Below are 19,821 nucleotides of genomic sequence, written 5' to 3' on the forward strand. Positions count from 1 at the left end.
TGCTGGCTACCAGCGTAGGGGGTCGGCCCTGGCCACGGACCCCCGCCCGGGGGACGGGGCCGGATCGGGCCCGGGGGTCCGTCCTCGAACTCCCGGCACCGCCCGGCCGGCGGGGGTCCGCGGACGGGCCCTGGACGAGCGCCTTGGCGAGGGCCTCGGCGAGGGCCTCGGCGACGCGCTCCTGCTGGCCCTCGGTGATCTGCGGGTAGAGCGGCAGGGTGAGCAGCTCCCGGGCGGCCTGCTCGGTGACCGGGAACGTCCCCTCGCCGTGGCCGAGGTGACGGAACGCGGGCTGGAGGTGGACCGGCACGGGGTAGTGGACGCCCGCGCGTACTCCTGCTCGAAGCCGTCCGCCTCGGGGCCGCGGATGTAGCCGCCGGTGGGCAGCACCCGGTCGAACCCGGCCCGGACCTCGGCCTCCACCTCGGCGTGGGCGGCCTTCAGGTCGACGAGCGGGACGGGCGGCTGATCGGTGGTCTTCCTGGTCTCCCCCTGGGGCGTCTCGGCGGACGGGTCGGACGTACGGCCGTCCCGGGTCGGTCCGGTGGGCGCGCGGCCCGGCCGGGCGCGGGCGGGTCAGCCGAGCGCGGCGCGCAGGGCGGCGGCCACCCGGTCCTGCTGCTCCTCGGTGAGCGCGTGGTAGAGCGGCAGGATCAGCGAGCGCCGGGTGAGCAGTTCGGTGGCGGGCAGCGGCATCCGCGCCGTCCTCTTGTACGGGGCCTCCAGGCGGGCGGCCATGATGCCGCGCCGGGCGGAGACGCCGGCCGCGGCGAGCCGGGCGAGCAGCTCGGCCCGGTCGGGGGCTCCGTCGGGCGGCAGCACCCAGCAGGACTGGTAGTTGGTGGTGCCGTGGGCCGGGTCGGCGACCAGCCGGACGCCGGTGCCGGCGAGCAGCCCCCGGTACCGTTCGGCGAGTTCGCGCCGCCGGGCGACCATGGCGGGCAGCTTGCGCAGCTGCACCAGGCCGATGGCGGCCTGGATGTCGGTCATCCGGTGGTTGAAGCCGATCTCGTCGTAGGTCTCCAGCAGGCTCGCGCCGCCGGCCGCGGCGTGCCGGTCGGCCGCCGAGACGCTCGTCCCGTGCTCGCGCAGCCGCCGCAGCCGGGCGGCGAGTACGCCGTCCTGGCAGGTGACCATGCCGCCCTCGCCGGTGGTGAGCAGCTTGCGCGGGTGGAAGGAGTAGACGGCGATCCCGGCGGTGCTGCCGGCCGGCCGACCCCGGTACACCGTGCCGGCGCCACAGGCGGGTGCTTGCCGGGAGCCTCGTTGGCGGTTTCCGTCCCCGTCATCGCAAGACCCCCCTTGCCCGACCCCGGAGCCCCCTTGCCCCGGCAGCCTCAACGGCCAGAGCAGGCACAGGAGTTGTCATGCCACGCCGGAAACCCCCCATCCGGCCGGCCACCCCTCGGCCCACTGCTGGAACGCTACCGGCCACCACTCACGACCGGGGGCGGATCGGGGAAACCGGAGGACGGGTCGTGACGACGGCGTGCGGATCCGGCCAGCGTCCCGTGCGCGTCCGGCCTGCCGCCGGGACCGATCGTCCACCCTCGTACCCCGGTTGTGCGGATGTCGGTGACATTTGACAGTCTTGCCCCGGGCCAACCCTGCCGGCCGTGCCGTCGGCGGGAAGAGGAACGGGAAGAGGAAGAGGAGGAGGACGACGCATGACCACCGGGGAACCGGCCGGGCCGCCCCTGTTGCGCCACCACCGCGACAGCCTGCTGCCCGCCGTCGCCGCCGCCCTGTCGCTGAAGGGCGGGGAGGTGCACACGCTGGCCGGTGACAAGCCCGCCCGGCGTCCGCTGCTGCACCCGCTGGTCGCCGACTTCCTGGACGCGCTGCCGCTGGAGCACCGCGAGCGGTTCACCGGCCGCTGCCCGGAGGCCGTCCTGCTCTCCCAGTACCTGGCCACGGTCGACGCCCGGCGCTCCAAGCGCGCCTCCCGCAAGCCGATGAGCGTCCAGGACGCCCGCAAGGCGCTCAAGGGCTCCCGGCTGACCACCGTCCGGATCCGCGAGGAGCACGACCCGGCCCACGGCACCCACGCGCCGCCCTGCCGCTCCTGCGCGCCGCTGCTGGAGCACTTCACCGTGCAGAGCGTGGCCGTCGGCCCGCGCTGACCCGGCACCCCCGCACGCCCCCTGCCCCCGACCCACCGGAGCCCGTCCTGAACCCGCCCAGCCCGCCCCAGCCCCCGCCGACCACGCTCGGCGGGCCCGCCCTGCGGACCCGCCCGCGCTTCCCCGCCGACGTCGCCGCCGAGCTGAAGGCGGCCGGCTGGCACCCCGGCCGCTGGGAGATCCGGCAGGCCGAGGAGTGGGCCGACACCCTGGTGGGGTACGGCAGCCCGGCCGGCGTCCAGCACACGGTGTTCCCGGCGGCGGTGGAGGCCTGGGCCGAGTTCGGCGGCCTCGCCTTCGACCTCGCCGGCCCGGGGCGGCAGCAGGCCCGCACGCCGTTCCTGGTCGACCCGCTCCGCGGGCTCCACCAGCCGCGCACCCTGGCCGACCTCGGCCGCGCCCTGGACACCCGGCTGGCCCCGCTCGGCGAGGAGGCGTACGGGCAGGCGCTGCTCGCCGTCGACGAGGAGGGCCGGGTCTTCAGCCTCGACCACACCGGCGAGTGGTTCCTCGGCCACGGCATCGACCAGGCGATCACCGCGCTGGTCCTCGGCACCGCCCCCGAACGGCTGCGCACCGCCGACGAGACGTAGCCGCCGCACACCCCGGGCCGCCCGGGCCCCGGGCGGCCTGCGGTCCAGGCCGGCCACGGTCCCGGACGGGCGGTTCAGGCCAGCCGGTCGGTCCGGACCGCCAGCCGGGAGGGCAGCACGGCCTCCACCCGGAACCCGCCGTCGCGCTCGGACCCGGCCGAGAAGGTGCCGCCCAGCGCGACCACCCGCTCGCGCATCCCGACCAGCCCGTTGCCGCCGCTGGGCAGCGCCGCCGCGCCGCGCTCGCCGTCCGGGCAGGCGTTCACCACGCTCACCCGCACGCCGTTCGGCGCGTACGCCAGCAGCACGGACACCTCCGCGCCGCCGGCGTGCTTGTGCGCGTTGGTCAGGCCCTCCTGCACCACCCGGTACGCGGTCTGCTCGGCCTCGGTGGTGAACTCCTGGCGGCTGCCGCTGACGGTGAGGGTGACGGCCATCCCCGCCGCCCGGGACTGGTCGACCAGCCGGGGCAGCGCGGTCAGCGAGTCCGGCTCCGGCGCGGTCTCGTCCGACATCCGCAGCACCCCGAGGATCTCGCGCAGCTCGTTCAGCGCCTGCCGGCCGACCTCACCCATCAGCTTGGCGCTCTGCGCGGCCTTCTGCGGGTCCTTGGCCACGATCCGCTCCAGCGCCCCGGCGTGCACCACCATCAGCGACACCCGGTGCGCCACCACGTCGTGCATCTCCCGGGCGATCCGGGTCCGCTCCTCCAGGCGGGCCCGGCGGGCGCGCTCGCGGGCCTGCTCGGCCAGCAGGTCCAGCTCGGTCTCCAGGCCGTGCGCGCGGTCCTTGAGCGACTCGATCAGCCGTCGCCGCGCGCCCATGTAGAGGCCGGTCACCACCGGCGGCACGGTCAGGCCGACGGCCACCAGCACCGCCAGCAGCACCTGGCCCCAGAGCGGCGGCTGCTCGACCGACGTGTCGGAGGGCGTCAGCATCGACACCAGCATCACGGCGACCGCCTCCGCGAAGGCCAGCGCCGACAGCGCCACCACCCGCCGCCGCCGGGAGGGCCACTCCCAGGTCTCCGCCAGCGTGTACAGCGACACCACCAGCAGCACCACGCCGAGCATCCCGGGCATCGCCAGCAGGGCCACCAGCACCGGGACCGCCGGCCAACGCCGCCTCAGCACCAGGCTGGCCCCGGCCATCGCACCGAACAGCGCGACGCCGACGATCGCGAACGTCCCCATGTGAACCCGGGGTGCCAGGAAGGCGACCGCGCTGGCCGCGCACTCCAGGGCCGCCAGTGCGGCCAGCCCGATGTCCAGGAGAGCGCTGCGGCGCCGCTCCCACCACCAGAACGACCGGTCCTGCGCGCGCTCCCCAGGCGACTTGCTCATAGCCCCACAGCCTAAGCGTCAACCTCACCCCCTCCCCACCCGGTGTCGTCCCGACACCCTTTCGGGTGGCCAAGTGGTCCAGACCACTTATCGAGAACGTGATCTTGTCCGCCATCCGGCCACCTCGCGGACACCACCCCTCCCGACACCTATGCTGGTCGCGTCGGACAGCGCGGTCCGCACGCGTCACACGCGCCACACGCGCGCGGAACTGTGGCGATGAGCCGTTGCCGAACCCCACCACCACAGGGAGCCAGCCGTGACCGCTCCGGTCCCCAACCCGGCGGACAACCCCAGCCGTGTCAGCGCATCCGGCGCCGAGGCTGACAACACAGCCCTGCGCGCGGACATCCGCCGCCTCGGCGACCTCCTCGGCGAGACGCTCGTCCGCCAGGAGGGCCCCCAGCTGCTCGGCCTGGTCGAACAGGTCCGCCTGCTCAGCCGCACCGACGGCGAGGCCACCGCCGAGCTGCTCTCCGACATCGACCTGGAGACCGCCGCCAAGCTCGTCCGCGCCTTCTCGACCTACTTCCACCTCGCCAACGTCACCGAACAGGTGCACCGCGGACGCGAGTTCGCCACCCGCCGGGCCCGCGAGGGCTCCCTGCTCGCGCAGACCGCCGACCAGCTGGCCGACGCGGACCCCAAGCACCTCGCGGACACCCTCGCCCACCTGGCCGTCCGCCCGGTCTTCACGGCCCACCCCACCGAGGCCGCCCGCCGCAGCGTCCTCAACAAGCTCCGCCGCATCGGCGAGCTCCTCGACCGGATCCACCGCGAGCAGCTCGCCTCCGGCCTCGCCGCGGCCGACCCCGCCCGGACCACCTCCGCCAAGCGCCAGGCCGACCGCCGCCTCGCCGAGGTCATCGACCTGCTCTGGCAGACCGACGAACTGCGGATCGCCCGCCCGGAGCCCACCGACGAGGCCCGCAACGCCGTCTACTACCTGGACGAGCTGTACCGCGAGGCCGTCCCCGAGGCCCTGGAGGAGCTCCACGAGGAGCTCGCCCGCGTCGGCCTCACCCTGCCCGACGGCGTCCGCCCGCTCACCTTCGGCACCTGGATCGGCGGCGACCGCGACGGCAACCCGAACGTCACCCCGCAGGTCACCTGGGACGTCCTCAACCTCCAGCACGAGTACGGCATCAAGGACGCCCTCGCCGCCGTCGACGACCTGCGCAGCTCCCTCTCCACCTCCGAGCGGCTGGCCGGCGCCTCGGTCGAGCTGCTCGCCTCGCTCAACACCGACCTGCACCTGCTCCCCGAACTCAGCCCGCGCTACAAGCGGATGAACGCCGAGGAGCCCTACCGCCTCAAGGCCACCTGCGTCCGCCTCAAGCTGGAGAACACCCGCGAGCGGCTCGCCCACGGCACCCCGCACACCGCCGGCCGCGACTACCTCGGCACCCGCGAGCTGATCGCCGACCTGCGCCTCATCCAGGACTCCCTGCGCGCCCACCGCGGCGGCCTGATCGCCGACGGCCGGCTCGCCCGCGCCATCCGCACCATCGAGGCGTTCGGCCTCCAGCTCGCCACCATGGACGTCCGCGAGCACGCCGAGGCCCACCACCACGCGCTCGGCCAGCTCTTCGACCGGCTCGGCGAGGAGGCCTGGCGCTACGCCGACATGCCCCGCGAGTACCGGCAGAAGCTGCTCGCCAAGGAACTCCGCTCACGCCGGCCGCTCGCCCCCACCCCGGCCCCGCTGGACGCCGCCGGCACCAAGACCCTCGGCGTCTTCAACACCATCCGCGAGGGCTTCGAGCGCTTCGGCGACGAGATCGTCGAGAGCTACATCATCTCGATGTGCCAGGGCGCCGACGACGTCTTCGCCGCCACCGTCCTCGCCCGCGAGGCCGGCCTGATCGACCTGCACGCCGGGATCGCCAAGATCGGCATCGTGCCGCTGCTGGAGACCACCGACGAGCTCCAGGAGGCCGACCGGATCCTGGACGAGATGCTCTCCGACCCCTCCTACCGGCTGCTCGTGTCGCTGCGCGGGGACGTCCAGGAGGTCATGCTCGGCTACTCCGACTCCTCCAAGTTCGGCGGCATCACCACCTCCCAGTGGGAGATCCACCGCGCCCAGCGCCGACTGCGCGACGTCGCCCACCGCTACGGCATCCGGCTGCGCCTCTTCCACGGCCGCGGCGGCACCGTCGGCCGCGGCGGCGGCCCCTCCCACGAGGCCATCCTGGCCCAGCCCTGGGGCACCCTGGAGGGCGAGATCAAGGTCACCGAGCAGGGCGAGGTCATCTCCGACAAGTACCTGCTGCCCTCGCTGGCCCGGGAGAACCTCGAACTGACCCTCTCGGCCACCCTCTCCGCCTCCGCGCTGCACACCGCCCCGCGCCAGGCCCCCGAGGAGCTGGCCCGCTGGGACGCCGCCATGGACCAGGTCTCCGAGGCCGCCCACACCGCCTACCGGGCCCTCGTCGAGCAGGAGGACCTGCCGAAGTACTTCTTCGCCGCCACCCCGGTCGACCAGCTCGCCTCGCTGCACCTGGGCTCCCGCCCGTCCCGCCGCCCCGACTCCGGCGCCGGCCTGGACGGCCTGCGGGCCATCCCGTGGGTCTTCGGCTGGACCCAGTCCCGCCAGATCGTCCCCGGCTGGTACGGCGTCGGCTCCGGCCTCGCCGCCGCCCGCGAGGCCGGCCTCGGCGACGTGCTCGACGAGATGCACGGCTCCTGGCACTTCTTCCAGAACTTCCTGTCCAACGTCGCCATGACGCTGGCCAAGACCGACCTGCGGATCGCCCGCCACTACGTCGAGCAGCTGGTGCCGGCCGAACTGCGCCACGTCTTCGACCAGATCACCGCCGAGCACGACCGCACCCTGCGCGAGGTGCTCCGGCTCACCGGCGAGAGCGAGCTGCTGGAGCACAACCCGGTGCTCAAGCAGACCTTCACCGTCCGCGACGCCTATCTCGACCCGATCTCCTACCTCCAGGTGGCACTCCTGCGCCGCCAGCGCGAGGAGGCCGCCGCCGGCCGCCACGAGGACCCGCTGCGCGCCCGCGCGCTGCTGCTGACCGTCAACGGCATCGCGGCCGGCCTGCGCAACACCGGCTGACCCCGGCCGCCGCACAGGACCACCGCACAGGAAGGGCCCCGCACCGCGGGGCCCTTCCCCGTTCCCGGGCGCGGGACCCCCGTTCCCGGGCGGAGGACCGGCACCGGAGAACGCCGCAGGGGCCGGCGCCCGGTACCCCGGACCCGGCCCCTGCGGCCTCGTCACTCCCCCAGGTCGCCCGCGCGCCGGCGCTTCACCCACAGGGCCGCACCGCCCGCCGCCACGACCAGACCGCCGCCGACGGCCAGCAGGCCCGCGTCACCGCCGACCGAGCCGCCCAGCACCGGGCCGAACTGCGCCGACGCCGGATCCGAGGACACCACACCCGGATCGGGCTCCGCCACCGCGTCGGCGTGCGCCACGCCACCGGTGAGCAGCACCCCGGCCGCTCCCAGCGCACCGGCCGTACCCACCCGCCGTCCGAGCTGCCGCAGCCGGACCACCCGGACCCGACGAAGGCGCCGGACCGGCCGAAAACTCCGCATCGAGAACTCCCCAGAACCCGTTCGCGTACTCGCCCGACGCTATCGGATCCCGCACACGGTTCTCACACCTATTCAGGTTTGGACGGCCAAGCGTTGTACGACTGTTGCGTACACCCGCCCGGCACCTGACGGTCAGTCACCGACTCAGGAGTTGTACGTCCCCTGCGCCCGCTCCAGGCCCTCCGTCAGCAACGCCTCGACCGCGTCCGCCGACCGGTCCACGAACCAGTCCAGCTCCTTGCGCTCGGCGCCGGAGAAGTCCTTCAGGACGAAGTCCGCGACCTCCATCCGGCCCGGCGGGCGGCCGATCCCGCAGCGCACCCGGTGGTAGTCCGGGCCCAGCGACTTGGTGATCGACTTCAGCCCGTTGTGGCCGTTGTCCCCGCCGCCCAGCTTCAGCCGCAGCGCCGCGTAGTCGATGTCCAGCTCGTCGTGGACCGCCACCACCGCCGAGGCCGGCACCTTGTAGAAGTCCCGCAGCGCCGTCACCGGGCCGCCGGAGAGGTTCATGAACGACATCGGCTTGGCCAGCACCACCCTGCGCCCCGCCAGCCGGCCCTCGGCGGTCTGGGCCCGGCTCTTGTGCGCCTTGAACTTCACCCCCATCCGCTGGGCCAGCAGGTCCACCACCATGAACCCGATGTTGTGCCGGTTCCGGGCGTACTGCTCACCCGGGTTGCCCAGGCCCACCACCAGCCAGGGGCCCTCGTACACGTCCTCGCTCATGCTCCCGCCTCGCTCCGCTCACTCATCCCGCGCTCCTGGTACTCGACCCTCGTCGTCATCATCCCGGACATGCCGCTGCCCCGGCCGCTCCCAGTACGGGAGCGGCCGGGGCAGCGGTCAGGCTGTACGCGGGGCTCAGGCCTCGGCGCCGGCCTCGGCCTCGGCGGCCTCCTCCTCGGCCGGGGCGGCCTGGGCACCGATGACCTGCAGCACGACGGCGTCGGCGTCGACGGCCAGCGAGGTGCCCTTGGGCAGCTCGATGTCACCGGCGGTGATCGAGGCACCGGCCTCCAGGCCCTCGACCGAGACGGTCACGGACTCGGGCAGGTGGGTGGCCTCGGCCTCGATCGGCAGGGCGTTGAGCACGTGCTCCAGCAGGTTGCCGCCGGGGGCCAGCTCGCCCTCGGTGTGCACCGGGATCTCGACGGTGACCTTCTCGCCGCGCTTCACGAGGAGCAGGTCGACGTGCTCGATGGTGCGCTTGATGGCCTCACGCTGGACGGCCTTCGGCAGGACGTACTCGTCCTTGCCCTCGATCGGGACGACCAGCAGGGCGTTCGGGGTCTTGAGGGCCATCATCAGGTCGTGGCCGGGCAGGTTCAGGTGAACCGGGGCGTGGCCGTGGCCGTAGACGACACCGGGGACGAAGCCGGCACGGCGGGCGCGACGGGCGGCACCCTTGCCGAACTCGGTACGGCTCTCAGCGGCAAGGCGGATCTCGGACACGACTGCACTCCTCGTGAAGATGGCACGGGGGTGCAGGCAACGCGAAAAACCGCCGGGACCACACCCTCAGTACGTTCGGGGGTCACTCGGCGGCGTACGACCTCTGCCGACAGCCGGGGTTCCGGCAACGGCAGCGCGTCGATCACGGAGCGGGCACCCGTCGAGCAGGCACACGGCATCCCTCGCCGAGCAGTTTCACGAGTCTAACCGCACCGGCGGCCTCCCGCGAAATCGGCGGCGGCCCCGGCCCGCTCCGGACCGGGGCCGCCTGCGCGGGACTTCGTCAGTGCACGCCCTCGAAGAGGCTGGTGACCGAACCGTCCTCGAACACCTCGCGGATCGCGGCCGCGATCGACGGGGCGATCGACAGCGTCGTGATCTTGTCGAGCTGGAGCTCGGCCGGGGTCGGCAGCGTGTTGGTGAACACGAACTCGCTGACCCGGGAGTTCTTCAGACGGTCGGCTGCCGGACCCGACAGCACACCGTGGGTCGCGGCCACGATCACGTCCGCCGCACCGTTCTCGAACAGCGCGTCGGCCGCGGCGCAGATGGTGCCCGCGGTGTCGATCATGTCGTCGACCAGCACGCAGACCCGGTCCCTGACGTCACCGACCACCTCGGCGGAGAGGATGGTGTTGGCCTGCGTCATGTCGCGGCGCTTGTGGATGATCGCCAGCGGCGCACCCAGGCGGTCCGACCACTGGTCGGCGACCTTCACCCGGCCGGCGTCCGGGGAGACGATGGTCAGCCGGTCACGGTCGACCTTCTCGCCCAGGTAGTCCGCCAGCAACGGCAGCGCGAACAGGTGGTCGACCGGACCGTCGAAGAAGCCCTGGATCTGCGCGGTGTGCAGGTCCACCGCCATCAGGCGGTCGGCGCCCGCCTGACGCAGCAGGTCCGCGATCAGACGGGCGGAGATCGGCTCCCGGCCCAGGTGCTTCTTGTCCTGCCGCGCATAACCGTAGAACGGCAGGATCGCGGTGATGCTCCGGGCGGAAGCCCGCTTCAGAGCATCGATCATGATCAGCTGCTCCATGATCCACTGGTTGATGGGAGCCGTGTGGCTCTGCATCACGAAGCAGTCCGCGCCGCGCGCCGACTCCAGGAAGCGGACGTAGATCTCACCGTTGGCGAAGTCCAGGGCCTTGGTCGGGACCAGCTCGGTCCCCAGCGACGCAGCCACCTCCCTCGCCAGCTCAGGATGGGCACGGCCGGAGAAGAGCTTCAGTTTCTTCTCACCCGACGTCGTGATCCCGCTCACTGCACCGTCTCCTCGCGTTGCTGACGCTGAACCCGTCCGCACCGCAGGCAGGCACGAGCCCGCTGGCGATAGGGGTCGGGGGAATGTCGGTACGCCTGGACACGGGCGGTAAGCCCAATGGCGCACGTATGTCCCCAAGGTTACGCGCCCGCGCAGAAACCGTCCGCCCCGGTACCGTCCCTCGGACTCCCGCCCGGCCCCGTCAGGCCTCCATAGCCCCTTCCGACGCCGCGGCCGCAGCCTGCGCCGATGCGGTCCCGGAGCGCTTGCGCTCCACCCAGCCCTCGATGTTGCGCTGCTGCGCCCGGGCCACGCCCAGCGCGCCGGGCGGCACGTCGGTGGAGATCACCGAGCCGGCCGCGGTGTAAGCGCCGTCACCGACGGTGACCGGGGCGATGAACATGTTGTCGGACCCGGTACGGCAGTGCGCCCCGATCACCGTGCGGTGCTTGTTCACCCCGTCGTAGTTCACCGTGACGGACGCGGCACCGATGTTGGTGCCCTCACCGATGGTGGCGTCCCCGATGTAGGAGAGGTGCGGCACCTTGGCGCCCTCGCCCAGCTCCGAGTTCTTCACCTCGACGTACGTGCCGACCTTCGCCTTGCGGGCCAGCTTCGCCCCCGGCCGCAGGTACGCGTACGGGCCCGCGCTCGCGAAGTCGCCCACCTCGGCGCGGTCCGCCGTGGTGTTGCTCACACGGGCGCCGGCACCGATCCGGGTGTCCTTCAGCGTCGAGTTCGGGCCGACCTCGCAGCCCTCGCCGAGGTGGGTGAGGCCCTGCAGCTGGGTGCCCGGCAGCACCACCGCGTCGGGCTCGTACGACACCTGGACGTCGATCCAGGTGGTCGCCGGGTCCACCACGGTGACGCCCGCGCGCATCGCCCGCTCCAGCAGGCGGTCGTTCAGCAGCCGCCGGGCCTGCGCCAGCTGCACCCGGTCGTTGATGCCCAGGATGTCCCGGTAGTCCACGGCCACCACCGCGCCGACCCGGTGGCCGGCCGTCCGCAGGATCTCCAGGGTGTCGGTGAGGTACTCCTCGCCCTGCACGTTGTCGGTGGTCACCCGGGACAGCGCCTCGGCCAGCAGCTTGGCGTCGAAGGCGAAGACCCCGGAGTTGATCTCGGCGATCGCCCGCTGGGCGTCCGAGGCGTCCTTCTCCTCGACGATCGCCGCGACCGCGCCGTCCGCACCGTCCCGCAGGATCCGCCCGTAACCGAACGGGTCCGGCACCACGGCCGTCAGCACGGTGACACCGTTGCCCTGGTCGGCGTGGGCCCCGGCGAGCGCCGCCAGCGTCGACCCGGTCAGCAGCGGCGCGTCCCCGGTGGTGACGATCACCGTGCCGTCCAGCTCCACACCGTCCGCCGCCAGCGCCTCCAGCGCCGTCCGCACGGCGTGCCCGGTGCCCTTCTGCTCCTCCTGCACCACGGCGCGCGCCGCCGGGTGGTGCGCCGCCAAGTGCTCCTGCACCTTCTCGCGCATGTGCCCGATCACCACGACCAGCTGCTGCGGCGTCAACTCCTCGGCCGCCGCCACCGCGTGGCCCACCAGCGACCGTCCGCACACCTCGTGCAGCACCTTGGGCAGGCTGTTCGACTTCATCCTGGTCCCGCCACCGGCGGCAAGCACGACAACGGCGGCAGGCGAATTGGCACTCACTGGTGGAGGCTCCTCAGTCGGTTCACAGAGAGGGCAGTGCAGCCAGAGAGCGGATCCGCACGTCTACGCCCTGGCGCTTCGAGGATAGTGCGGGGCAAACGGGCGAAACGCCAGGCCCCCGATCCGCCGGGCACCAGGCCGGAGGCTACTCACAGTGCTCCCGGAGGAGGATTCGAACCCCCATAAGCTGGACCAAAACCAGCTGTCCTGCCCTTAGACGATCCGGGACGGTACCACTGCACTCCGGCTACCGCCGAGGAGCGCTCGCCCAAGACTACGGGGTGAAAGGCGCCACATCTACCTTCATTCCCGACCACCACCCTTCGATCCGCCGGTAGAGGTCAGCGCTGTCGAGGACGTTGACTGACAAGCAGCCGTGATAGCCGACACCCCGGTTCATCCTCGTGGTCTTCGGATTGTGGCGCTTGAGGGTCGCTCGTTGGAACAGCTCCACCGGCACCCCGGCGATATCAGCCCAGTGGCGCTCCGCCGCCTGGAGGTCGGCGGTCTCATGGATCGCCACCCGAAGCCGCCAGCGCTCGGGCGGGATGTCGAGGAGCCTCAGCCAGGCCAAATAGACCTGGATCACCTGGGGATCACTGTTGATGAACCGCACACGCTCGCGCCGGGCGTACTCCTTGTCCTTCGCCCCCTCCGCCCAGTACAGCGCCACCCCGACCAGGAACAGCTCCCGGTCGCTCATCGGCCCGACCTCTGCCCGCGCTGCCGCCTTCGTCCTCAGGCGCTCCTCTTCCCGCTGCCTGCGGACCGGCCCCCAGCGGGTCTCAGCGGCCCTCCGCGTCCGTTCCCGGCTCGGCCGCGGCCTCGGGAGATCCCTCACCCACAGGGATATCGAGCTCTTCGACACTCCCAGCTCGGCCTGGATCTCGTCGTACGTCCGCCCTGCGGCCCGGAGGCGGCGGGCGGCTTCGCGCTGTTCGGTCTTGGCTCGCATGCCGTGATTCTGCGAGCGACACATCCCGACACGGGACGAATCCAGACTTCATCCATCCAGTCGGGTGAATTCACTCAAGCGCCCAGCGACGGCGTATTCCCTTCCATGTCGGGCACAACCTACGATGCCGTAGGTTACGCCAACGTAGCCTCCGCCCCCTCCCCCCAAGGGACGCCCATGACCATCCAGGCCGGCGAGGCGCGCGCCGATACCGCGCACTCCATCGATCCCGCCCCCACGCGACTGTCCGCCACACGTGGCGGGGAGAAGCAGGGGCTCGCCGAGCGGGTCGCGCTCGGGTTGTTCATCGCCGTACCGTTCGTCGCGCTGCTGGCCGCCGTACCGGTGGCCTGGGGGTGGGGGCTGGGCTGGACGGACGTCGCGATCGCCGGCGCCATGTACTTCCTCACCTGCCACGGGATCACCGTCGGCTACCACCGCTACTTCACCCATGGCGCCTTCAAGGCCAACCGGACCCTGCGGGTCGCCCTCGCGATCGCCGGGTCGCTGGCGATCGAGGGCCCGCTGGTGCGCTGGGTGGCCGACCACCGCAAGCACCACCGGTACAGCGACAAGGACGGCGACCCGCACTCGCCCTGGCGCTACGGCGAGACGGTCCCGGCCCTGCTCAAGGGCCTCTGGTGGGCGCACATGGGCTGGCTCTTCGACGAGGAGCAGACCCCCCAGCTGAAGTACGCGCCAGACCTGGTGCGCGACCCGGCCATAAGGGCGGTCTCCCGGCTGTTCTGGCTCTGGACGACACTCTCGATGCTGGTGCCGCCGCTGGTCGGCGGGCTGGTCACGCTCTCCTGGCAGGGCGCGCTCTCCGCGTTCTTCTGGGGCTCGCTGGTCCGGGTGGCGCTGCTGCACCACGTCACCTGGTCGATCAACTCGATCTGCCACGCGGTGGGCGCGCACCCGTTCCGCTCCCGGGACCGCTCCGGCAACGTGTGGTGGCTGGCGGTGCTCTCCTGCGGCGAGTCCTGGCACAACCTGCACCACGCGGACCCGACCTCGGCCCGGCACGGCGTGCTGCGCGGGCAGGTGGACTCCTCGGCCCGGCTGATCCGCTGGTTCGAGCTGGCCGGCTGGGCCCGGGACGTCCGCTGGCCGGACGCACAGCGGATCGCCGCCCGCCGCGCCGCATGAGGGCGCGCCTGCAGCATGATGTAGGGGTGAACGGGAGCAGCGCAGACAGCACAGGCGGCCACGAGAGCACGCGGACGGAGGCCGCGTCCGGTGCGGCGCAGGCCCGTCCGCGTGCCGCTGCCCCGGTGGACGGGGCTGCGCCGGCGGGTCGCCGGCGGGGCGGCCGGGTGCGGATGACCGGGAAGCAGCGGCGGGAGCAGCTGCTGGAGATCGGCCGGTCGGTGTTCGCCGAGCGCGGCTACGACGGCACGTCGGTGGAGGAGATCGCCGAGCGGGCGGGCGTCTCCAAGCCGGTGGTGTACGAGCACTTCGGGGGCAAGGAGGGGCTGTACGCGGTGGTGGTGGACCGCGAGATGCAGCTGCTGCTGGACATGGTGACGGGGGCGCTGACCGGCGGGCACTCGCGGGAGCTGCTGGAGCAGGCGGCGTTCGCGTTGATGGACTACATCGACACGTCGACGGACGGTTTCAAGATCCTGGTCCGGGATTCGCCGGTCGCCCAGTCGACGGGCACCTTCGCCTCGCTGATCAGCGACATCGCGACGCAGGTCGAGGACATCCTGGGCCTGGAGTTCAAAGCGCGGGGCTTCGACGCGCGGCTGGCCCCGATGTACTCGCAGATGCTGGTCGGGATGGTGGCGCTCACCGGCCAGTGGTGGCTGGAGGTGCGCAAGCCGCAGAAGGCCGAGGTGGCCGCCCATCTGGTCAATCTGGCCTGGCACGGCCTGGAGGGGATGGAGCGGCACCCGAAGCTGGTCGGCGAGCGGAAGGCGTAGGGCCCCGGCCGGGGGCTCCCCTGCCCGGCCTACCCCTTCCTGACCGCGACGGCGAAGATCCGGCGGAACGGGAAGACGGTGCCGTGCGGTCCGGCCGGGTAGGCCTCGCGGAGCAGGGCGCCGTACTCGGCGAGGAAGGCGTCGCGGTCGGCGGGTTCGGTGAGCCGGGTGAGGACGGGCCGCAGTGCGGTTCCCTTGACCCATTCCAGGACGGGGTCGGGTCCGGTGAGCAGGGTGCTGTAGGTGGTCTCCCAGACGTCGGCGGTGCAGCCGGCGTCGGCGAGGGCCTGGAGGTACTCGCCGGGCTCGTGGACGCCGGCCCGGGCGGCGTCCTCGCCGATGGCCCTGCGCCAGCGGGGGCTGCGGCGCAGTTCGGCGAGCGCGGTGTGGCTGGGCGAGCCGAAGTTGCCGGGTACCTGGAAGGCGATCACGCCGCCGGGTTCCAGTGCGGCGGCCCAGCGCGGCAGCAGTCCGATGTGGCCGTCGATCCACTGCAGAGTGGCGTTCGAGACGATGAGGTCGGGCTTGGCGTCGGCCGGGTCGTACGTGCCCGCGTCGGCGAGCAGGTAGCCGGCGGTGGGCTCGCCGGTGGTGCGGGCGGTGGCGAGCATCTCGGCGGAGTTGTCGATGCCGGTGATCCGGGCGCCGGGCCAGCGCTCGCGCAGGACGGCGGTGGAGTTGCCGGGGCCGCAGCCGACGTCGAGGACGGTGGCGGCGGGTTCGTGCGGGACGGCGGGGACGCGGGCGAGCAGGTCGCGGAGCGGGCGGGTCCGTTCGTCGGCGAAGCGCAGGTACTGTTCCGGGTCCCAGACGGGGGTGGTCATGGTGGGCCTCACAAGTATCTCGACATCAAGATATCCAGACGCAGCTTCCACGTTACATTTCTCGACGTCAAGAGACTTCACATCGACACATCCCCCGATACACTGATCGTCATGGAGGACGAGGTCGACCGCCTGGTCGCAGCATGGCGCCGAGAGCGCCCCGACCTCGACGTGGAACCGCTTGAGGTGCTCAGCCGGGTCAGCCGGCTCGCCCGGCACCTCGACCGCGCCCGCCGGACGGCCTTCGCCGAGCACGGTCTGGAGCCCTGGGAGTTCGACGTGCTGACGGCTCTGCGACGGGCCGGCTCCCCGTACCAGCTCTCCCCCGGCCAGCTGCTGACCCAGACGCTGGTCACCTCCGGCACCATGACCAACCGGATCGACCGGCTCACCGGCAAGGGCCTGGTGAAGCGCCTGCCCGATCCGGACGACCGGCGCGGCGTACTGGTCCGGCTCACCGAGGACGGCCGCGACCGCGCCGACCAGGCACTCGCCGGACTGCTCGCGCACGAGCGCGAGCTGCTCGCCCAGCTCACCGGCGCGCAGCAGGGTGAGCTCGCCGGGCTGCTGCGGCAGCTGGTCGCCCCCTTCGACAACATCCCGGGCTGAACCACGCCCCGGGGCCGGGCACGGAGCCCTGTGGCCCTGCGGCGGCCGCGCGCTGGAAGCCGTCCGGGTAGGGGGCGCTGAGCGCGGGCACCGGGGCGGGCTCGGACTCCGCCGTCCACTCGTCGTGGTCCAGCATGTAGAGCGCGCCGGGGTTGAACGCGTGGACCTGGCGGCAGAGTTCGCTGCCGATCGAGCCGCCGGCGCCGGCCACCAGGACGCGCCGGCCCTCGATCACGTCCCGAACGTCGGCCGAGACCACGTGGACCTCGTGCCGGCCGATCAGCCGGTTGACGTCGAGGCTGCGCATGTCCGAGCCGACCACCTCGCGGCGCAGCGCGGCCAGGAACGACGGCAGGTAGCGGACGGCGGCGGCGGCGGTGGCCAGGCCGCGGACGCGCTGCGGGGCGAGGCCGGGGATGGCCAGTGCGACCACCTGGGCTCGGTGGCGGACGGCGAGTTCGGTGAGTTCGGCGAGGGTGCCGAGGACGGGGACGGCGTCGACGGGCCGGCCGGCCTTGGCCGGGTCGTCGTCGAGCAGGCCGACCGGTGCGAGGCCGAAGTCGGGTGTCCGGCCGAGGTCGCGGCCCAGGGCGGTGCCGGCCACGCCGGCGCCGACGACCAGGTGCGCAGGCCCGTCGGCGGTGCGCCCCGGCCCGTTCCCGGGCCGTTCTGGGCTGTGCGCGGGCGTGCGGAAGTGCTGTGCGGCGACATCTGTCCTCAGGATTTCCCTGACCTGACCGGCCTGAGCCGGCACCTGGGTGTTACGGGCGGATCAGCCGGCGCCGGGAGCTGTGGTGGTGGTGGCGGACGGCGCGGCTGTGGGCGCGGCCGGTTCGGACGGGCTGATGCCGGCCCGGCGCGCGACCGCGACGGCGGCCAGGGTGGAGTGCACCCCGAGTTTGCCGAGGACGTTCTGCATGTGGGTGCGCACGGTGTGCGGGGAGAGGTAGAGCCGTTCGGCGACGGCCTGCCGGCCGAGGCCGGCGACCATGCAGCGCAGGATCTGCTTCTCCCGGGGGGTGAGCGTGTCGACGAGGCGTTCGCTCTCGGTGCGGTCCCGCCGGGCGGTGGTGAGTTCCCGGATGACGCCGGTGAGCAGTGCGGGCGGCAGGTGTGTCTCGTCGCGCAGGACCCCGCGGATCACGGACAGCAGGCGGGCCAGCGAACTCTCCTTGGCCACCCAGCCGGTGGCGCCGGCGTGCAGCGCGCGGGCGGCGCGGTGCGGGTCGTCGGCGGTGGCCAGGACGACCGCCCGCAGCCCGGGGTGGTTGCGGCGGATGCGGGCGAGGAGGGTGATGCCGTCGGGGGCCGGGGCGGCGCCGTACTGCGGGGTCGCCGGGTGCGGCGGCGCGGCCGGGTGCACGGCTGCGGGCGGGGCCCCTGCGGGGGCGGGGGCCGGGCGGCGGGGTGCGGGCACGATGGCCGGGGGGCGGCGGCGGGCGGCGTCCAGCGGGTCCGCGGCGGGCCGTGCCGTTCTGCGGGCCCCGGCGGCGGACTCGGCGCCGAGGTCGGCGTCGATCAGGATGACGTCGAAGGCGCGGCCCTCGACGGCGGCGCGTTCCAGCGCGCGCTCGGCTGCGGCGGCGCTGCCGGCGGCGCCGACCTCCACGTCGGACTCGGCGGCGAGCGCCGCGGCCAGTGCCTCGGCGAAGATCCGGTGGTCGTCGACCACCAGGACGCGGATCCGCCCCATCGTCACTCCCCCCTGCTCAGACCGGGCCGGGCCCCGGGCGGAGTGCCCGGTTCCGCCGCCCTGGCCTGGGCACTCGTCCGCCGCCCACCCCCCGGATTGCCGGGAGGACCAAAGGCGCCGACCCCCACCGGTACCGAAATCAGCGTACGGGGGTGGGGGTCGGCCCGATGGGGGTTTGGTGAAGTTTCGTCAGGAGGTGCGTAGTTGGCGTTAGTTGCCGCCCGTGACGGCGGGGTCCGCCGGCGCGGCGCCCGGGTGTGGTTCAGACACCGTACGGGCGGGCGGTGCGGGCGTCCCGCAGCGCGTGCGCCCACCAGGTGAGCTGGTCGAGCATGCCCTTGGCGGCGCCGTTCTGGATGGTCGCGTCGACCGGCTCGCCGTCCTCGCCGAAGAGGCTCCAGACGCTGTGGAAGCTGACGGTGTCGCGGACGGTGGTGGCGTGCAGTTCGGCGAAGACCAGCCGGAGCTGCTCCACGGCGCGCAGGCCGCCGCCGAGACCGCCGTAGGAGACGAAGCCGACGGGCTTGGCCCGCCACTCGGCGCCGTGCAGGTCTATGGCGTTCTTGAGGGCGGCCGGGAAGCTGTGGTTGTACTCGGGGGTGATCACCACGAAGGCGTCGGCGGCGGCCAGCCGGGGCGAGAGCGCGGCGTGCCGCTCGGCCTGCTCGGCGGTGGGCTCCTCGCCCACGTGGGCCAGCGGGTGCTCGGCCAGGTCGATGACGTCGATGTCGAGGCCCGTGCGCTGCTCCGCGGTGCGGACGAACCAGTTGGCGACGGTGGGCGCGAAGCGGCCCTGCCGGGTGCTGGCGATGATGACGGCCAGGCGGAACGGGGTCTCGGACATGCGTGCCTCCAGGGATGCGCTGCTGTTCGTCACCGCCGGATCGGACGGCACGTCAGGTAAAGTACAACGTGTATGGCAACTAGTACAACGGTCGCTGTACCCCGCTTTCGAGGGAGGCCCCATGACCAGCCCGCAGGAAACCCCGGACCGCCCCCGGCGGGGCCTCGCCGAGAAGCGCCAGGCCATCATGCGGGCCGCCCGCACGGTCTTCGGGCGGGACGGGTACACCCGTGCCAGCATCGACGCCATCGCGGCGGAGGCCGGGGTGTCCACCCGGACCATCTACAACCACTTCGCGGGCAAGGAGCTGCTCTTCCGGACCGTCGTCCGGGAGAGCTCGGCGCAGGTCGGCGAAGCCCAGCTGGACATCATCGACCGCCGGCTCGGGAAGGTCACCGACCTGGAGGCGGACCTCACCGCCTTCGCCCTGGCCTGGCTGACCCCGCTGGCCGAGTTCGCGGACCACTTCGGACTGGTCCGCCAGATCAACGCCGAGGCCCGGCACCTGCCCAAGTCCGCCCTGGACGCCTGGCAGGAGGCCGGGCCGCGCCGGGTGCTCGCCGCGCTCGGGCAGCGGTTCGGCGAACTGGCCGGGCAGGGGTGGCTGGAGGCGCCCGACCCGGGGCGGGCGGCCGCCCACTTCGTGCTGCTGACCACGACCGAGGTCGCCCAGCGCTCGTACTTCGGCGCCTACCCGCTCGCCCGGGCGGAGACCGAGGAGATCGTCGTCGCGGGCGTCCGGGCCTTCCTGCGCGCCTACCCGGCGCCCCGCGGGTGACCTCGCGCGGCCGCGCGCCCCGGACGTGGGAGCGCCGCCCCGGCCCTGCCGGGCGGGGGCGGCGCTCCGCGGAGCCGTCCGGGCCTAGAGGCCGTTCTTCTCCAGGGTGAACTTCCAGGCGTCGGCGACGATGTCGTCCAGGTTCGGGCGGCGCGGGGTCCAGCCCAGCGCCTGGTGGGCGCGCTCGGCGGAGGCCACCAGGA

General features: G+C 73.1%; 19 protein-coding genes, 1 tRNA gene and 1 pseudogene. 7 read left to right on the plus strand and 14 right to left on the minus strand.

Features of this window, described 5'->3' with window-relative positions; translation table 11 throughout:
* Positions 1–172 precede the first annotated feature (172 nt).
* Both ACFC1F_RS19155 and ACFC1F_RS19160 read right to left on the minus strand, forming a co-directional pair.
* Positions 173–580 (minus strand): annotated as a pseudogene (locus ACFC1F_RS19155) (DegT/DnrJ/EryC1/StrS family aminotransferase); the annotation flags it as partial.
* The gene (locus tag ACFC1F_RS19160; protein WP_376159717.1) at positions 577–1,341 is read right to left on the minus strand and encodes a DegT/DnrJ/EryC1/StrS family aminotransferase; all 765 of its coding nucleotides are present in this window, start codon (positions 1,339–1,341) and stop codon (positions 577–579) included. The pseudogene ACFC1F_RS19155 and the gene ACFC1F_RS19160, both read right to left, overlap by 4 nt.
* 326 nt (positions 1,342–1,667) lie before the next feature.
* Between ACFC1F_RS19160 and ACFC1F_RS19165 the strand changes: the two genes are divergently transcribed.
* Together ACFC1F_RS19165 and ACFC1F_RS19170 are read left to right on the plus strand one after the other, a co-directional pair.
* Positions 1,668–2,123, plus strand: coding sequence for a YwqJ-related putative deaminase (locus ACFC1F_RS19165; RefSeq protein ID WP_209417554.1), 456 nt, complete (start codon positions 1,668–1,670; stop codon positions 2,121–2,123).
* Between the two features lie 101 nt (positions 2,124–2,224).
* Complete coding sequence (locus tag ACFC1F_RS19170) at positions 2,225–2,716, plus strand: SUKH-3 domain-containing protein (protein ID WP_209417557.1); 492 nt, start codon at positions 2,225–2,227, stop codon at positions 2,714–2,716.
* 74 nt (positions 2,717–2,790) lie between these two features.
* On the opposite strand, the gene ACFC1F_RS19175 is transcribed toward ACFC1F_RS19170, so the two are convergent.
* Positions 2,791–4,059 (minus strand): sensor histidine kinase, encoded by a 1,269-nt coding sequence (locus ACFC1F_RS19175; RefSeq protein ID WP_376159719.1) that lies wholly within the window; start codon positions 4,057–4,059, stop codon positions 2,791–2,793.
* Positions 4,060–4,318: 259 nt separating this feature from the next.
* On the opposite strand from ACFC1F_RS19175, the gene ppc reads away from it, so the two are divergent.
* Entirely contained in the window at positions 4,319–7,132 is a 2,814-nt protein-coding gene (ppc, locus tag ACFC1F_RS19180) for a phosphoenolpyruvate carboxylase (protein WP_376159721.1), read from the plus strand.
* A gap of 161 nt (positions 7,133–7,293) precedes the next feature.
* Here ppc and ACFC1F_RS19185 read toward each other — a convergent pair whose 3' ends face one another.
* The 7 genes from ACFC1F_RS19185 to ACFC1F_RS19215 all read right to left on the minus strand — a co-directional run bounded on the left by ACFC1F_RS19185 (position 7,294) and on the right by ACFC1F_RS19215 (position 12,945).
* On the minus strand, positions 7,294–7,617 hold the full coding sequence (locus ACFC1F_RS19185; RefSeq protein WP_148643178.1) for a hypothetical protein: 324 nt from the start codon (positions 7,615–7,617) through the stop codon (positions 7,294–7,296).
* Between the two features lie 144 nt (positions 7,618–7,761).
* Positions 7,762–8,343, minus strand: coding sequence for an aminoacyl-tRNA hydrolase (pth, locus tag ACFC1F_RS19190; protein WP_209417551.1), 582 nt, complete (start codon positions 8,341–8,343; stop codon positions 7,762–7,764).
* A 135-nt stretch (positions 8,344–8,478) separates the two neighbouring features.
* Complete coding sequence (locus ACFC1F_RS19195; RefSeq protein WP_209417550.1) at positions 8,479–9,069, minus strand: 50S ribosomal protein L25/general stress protein Ctc; 591 nt, start codon at positions 9,067–9,069, stop codon at positions 8,479–8,481.
* Between the two features lie 283 nt (positions 9,070–9,352).
* A complete protein-coding gene (locus tag ACFC1F_RS19200; protein WP_376159724.1) occupies positions 9,353–10,330 on the minus strand; it encodes a ribose-phosphate diphosphokinase in 978 nt (325 codons plus the stop codon).
* Between the two features lie 202 nt (positions 10,331–10,532).
* Positions 10,533–11,990 carry a bifunctional UDP-N-acetylglucosamine diphosphorylase/glucosamine-1-phosphate N-acetyltransferase GlmU gene (glmU, locus tag ACFC1F_RS19205; protein ID WP_376159726.1) on the minus strand — a complete coding sequence of 486 codons (1,458 nt, stop codon included), beginning with the start codon at positions 11,988–11,990 and terminating at the stop codon, positions 10,533–10,535.
* Between the two features lie 157 nt (positions 11,991–12,147).
* A tRNA-Gln gene (locus ACFC1F_RS19210) sits at positions 12,148–12,218 on the minus strand.
* Between the two features lie 46 nt (positions 12,219–12,264).
* On the minus strand, positions 12,265–12,945 hold the full coding sequence (locus ACFC1F_RS19215; RefSeq protein ID WP_376159728.1) for a hypothetical protein: 681 nt from the start codon (positions 12,943–12,945) through the stop codon (positions 12,265–12,267).
* A gap of 177 nt (positions 12,946–13,122) precedes the next feature.
* On the opposite strand from ACFC1F_RS19215, the gene ACFC1F_RS19220 reads away from it, so the two are divergent.
* Together ACFC1F_RS19220 and ACFC1F_RS19225 are read left to right on the plus strand one after the other, a co-directional pair.
* Positions 13,123–14,094, plus strand: coding sequence for an acyl-CoA desaturase (locus ACFC1F_RS19220; protein WP_376159730.1), 972 nt, complete (start codon positions 13,123–13,125; stop codon positions 14,092–14,094).
* A 173-nt stretch (positions 14,095–14,267) separates the two neighbouring features.
* The gene (locus ACFC1F_RS19225) at positions 14,268–14,870 is read left to right on the plus strand and encodes a TetR/AcrR family transcriptional regulator (protein ID WP_148643184.1); all 603 of its coding nucleotides are present in this window, start codon (positions 14,268–14,270) and stop codon (positions 14,868–14,870) included.
* A gap of 29 nt (positions 14,871–14,899) precedes the next feature.
* On the opposite strand, the gene ACFC1F_RS19230 is transcribed toward ACFC1F_RS19225, so the two are convergent.
* Entirely contained in the window at positions 14,900–15,694 is a 795-nt protein-coding gene (locus ACFC1F_RS19230; RefSeq protein ID WP_376159732.1) for a methyltransferase domain-containing protein, read from the minus strand.
* A 111-nt stretch (positions 15,695–15,805) separates the two neighbouring features.
* On the opposite strand from ACFC1F_RS19230, the gene ACFC1F_RS19235 reads away from it, so the two are divergent.
* Positions 15,806–16,303 carry a MarR family winged helix-turn-helix transcriptional regulator gene (locus ACFC1F_RS19235; protein WP_209417545.1) on the plus strand — a complete coding sequence of 166 codons (498 nt, stop codon included), beginning with the start codon at positions 15,806–15,808 and terminating at the stop codon, positions 16,301–16,303.
* Here ACFC1F_RS19235 and ACFC1F_RS19240 read toward each other — a convergent pair.
* From ACFC1F_RS19240 to ACFC1F_RS19250, 3 genes are all read right to left on the minus strand, one after another.
* Positions 16,227–16,907, minus strand: coding sequence for a polysaccharide biosynthesis protein (locus tag ACFC1F_RS19240; protein ID WP_376159734.1), 681 nt, complete (start codon positions 16,905–16,907; stop codon positions 16,227–16,229). The genes ACFC1F_RS19235 and ACFC1F_RS19240 overlap by 77 nt on opposite strands.
* 168 nt (positions 16,908–17,075) lie before the next feature.
* Positions 17,076–17,996 carry a LuxR C-terminal-related transcriptional regulator gene (locus tag ACFC1F_RS19245; protein WP_376159736.1) on the minus strand — a complete coding sequence of 307 codons (921 nt, stop codon included), beginning with the start codon at positions 17,994–17,996 and terminating at the stop codon, positions 17,076–17,078.
* A gap of 262 nt (positions 17,997–18,258) precedes the next feature.
* Positions 18,259–18,840, minus strand: coding sequence for an NADPH-dependent FMN reductase (locus ACFC1F_RS19250; protein WP_376159738.1), 582 nt, complete (start codon positions 18,838–18,840; stop codon positions 18,259–18,261).
* Between the two features lie 121 nt (positions 18,841–18,961).
* On the opposite strand from ACFC1F_RS19250, the gene ACFC1F_RS19255 reads away from it, so the two are divergent.
* The gene (locus ACFC1F_RS19255; protein ID WP_376159740.1) at positions 18,962–19,618 is read left to right on the plus strand and encodes a TetR/AcrR family transcriptional regulator; all 657 of its coding nucleotides are present in this window, start codon (positions 18,962–18,964) and stop codon (positions 19,616–19,618) included.
* Positions 19,619–19,821: the final 203 nt, after the last annotated feature.

Source organism: Kitasatospora sp. NPDC056181 (assembly GCF_042266225.1).
Lineage (GTDB): Bacteria > Actinomycetota > Actinomycetes > Streptomycetales > Streptomycetaceae > Kitasatospora.

Coding starts and splice junctions, on each gene's coding strand:
- ACFC1F_RS19165 (WP_209417554.1), top strand. CDS start 1,668: ATGACCACCGGGGAACCGGCCGGGCCGCCCCTGTTGCGCCACCACCGC.
- ACFC1F_RS19175 (WP_376159719.1), bottom strand. CDS start 4,059: ATGAGCAAGTCGCCTGGGGAGCGCGCGCAGGACCGGTCGTTCTGGTGG.
- ACFC1F_RS19185 (WP_148643178.1), bottom strand. CDS start 7,617: ATGCGGAGTTTTCGGCCGGTCCGGCGCCTTCGTCGGGTCCGGGTGGTC.
- pth (WP_209417551.1), bottom strand. CDS start 8,343: ATGAGCGAGGACGTGTACGAGGGCCCCTGGCTGGTGGTGGGCCTGGGC.
- ACFC1F_RS19215 (WP_376159728.1), bottom strand. CDS start 12,945: ATGCGAGCCAAGACCGAACAGCGCGAAGCCGCCCGCCGCCTCCGGGCC.
- ACFC1F_RS19220 (WP_376159730.1), top strand. CDS start 13,123: ATGACCATCCAGGCCGGCGAGGCGCGCGCCGATACCGCGCACTCCATC.
- ACFC1F_RS19225 (WP_148643184.1), top strand. CDS start 14,268: ATGACCGGGAAGCAGCGGCGGGAGCAGCTGCTGGAGATCGGCCGGTCG.
- ACFC1F_RS19230 (WP_376159732.1), bottom strand. CDS start 15,694: ATGACCACCCCCGTCTGGGACCCGGAACAGTACCTGCGCTTCGCCGAC.
- ACFC1F_RS19235 (WP_209417545.1), top strand. CDS start 15,806: ATGGAGGACGAGGTCGACCGCCTGGTCGCAGCATGGCGCCGAGAGCGC.
- ACFC1F_RS19245 (WP_376159736.1), bottom strand. CDS start 17,996: ATGGGGCGGATCCGCGTCCTGGTGGTCGACGACCACCGGATCTTCGCC.
- ACFC1F_RS19250 (WP_376159738.1), bottom strand. CDS start 18,840: ATGTCCGAGACCCCGTTCCGCCTGGCCGTCATCATCGCCAGCACCCGG.
- ACFC1F_RS19255 (WP_376159740.1), top strand. CDS start 18,962: ATGACCAGCCCGCAGGAAACCCCGGACCGCCCCCGGCGGGGCCTCGCC.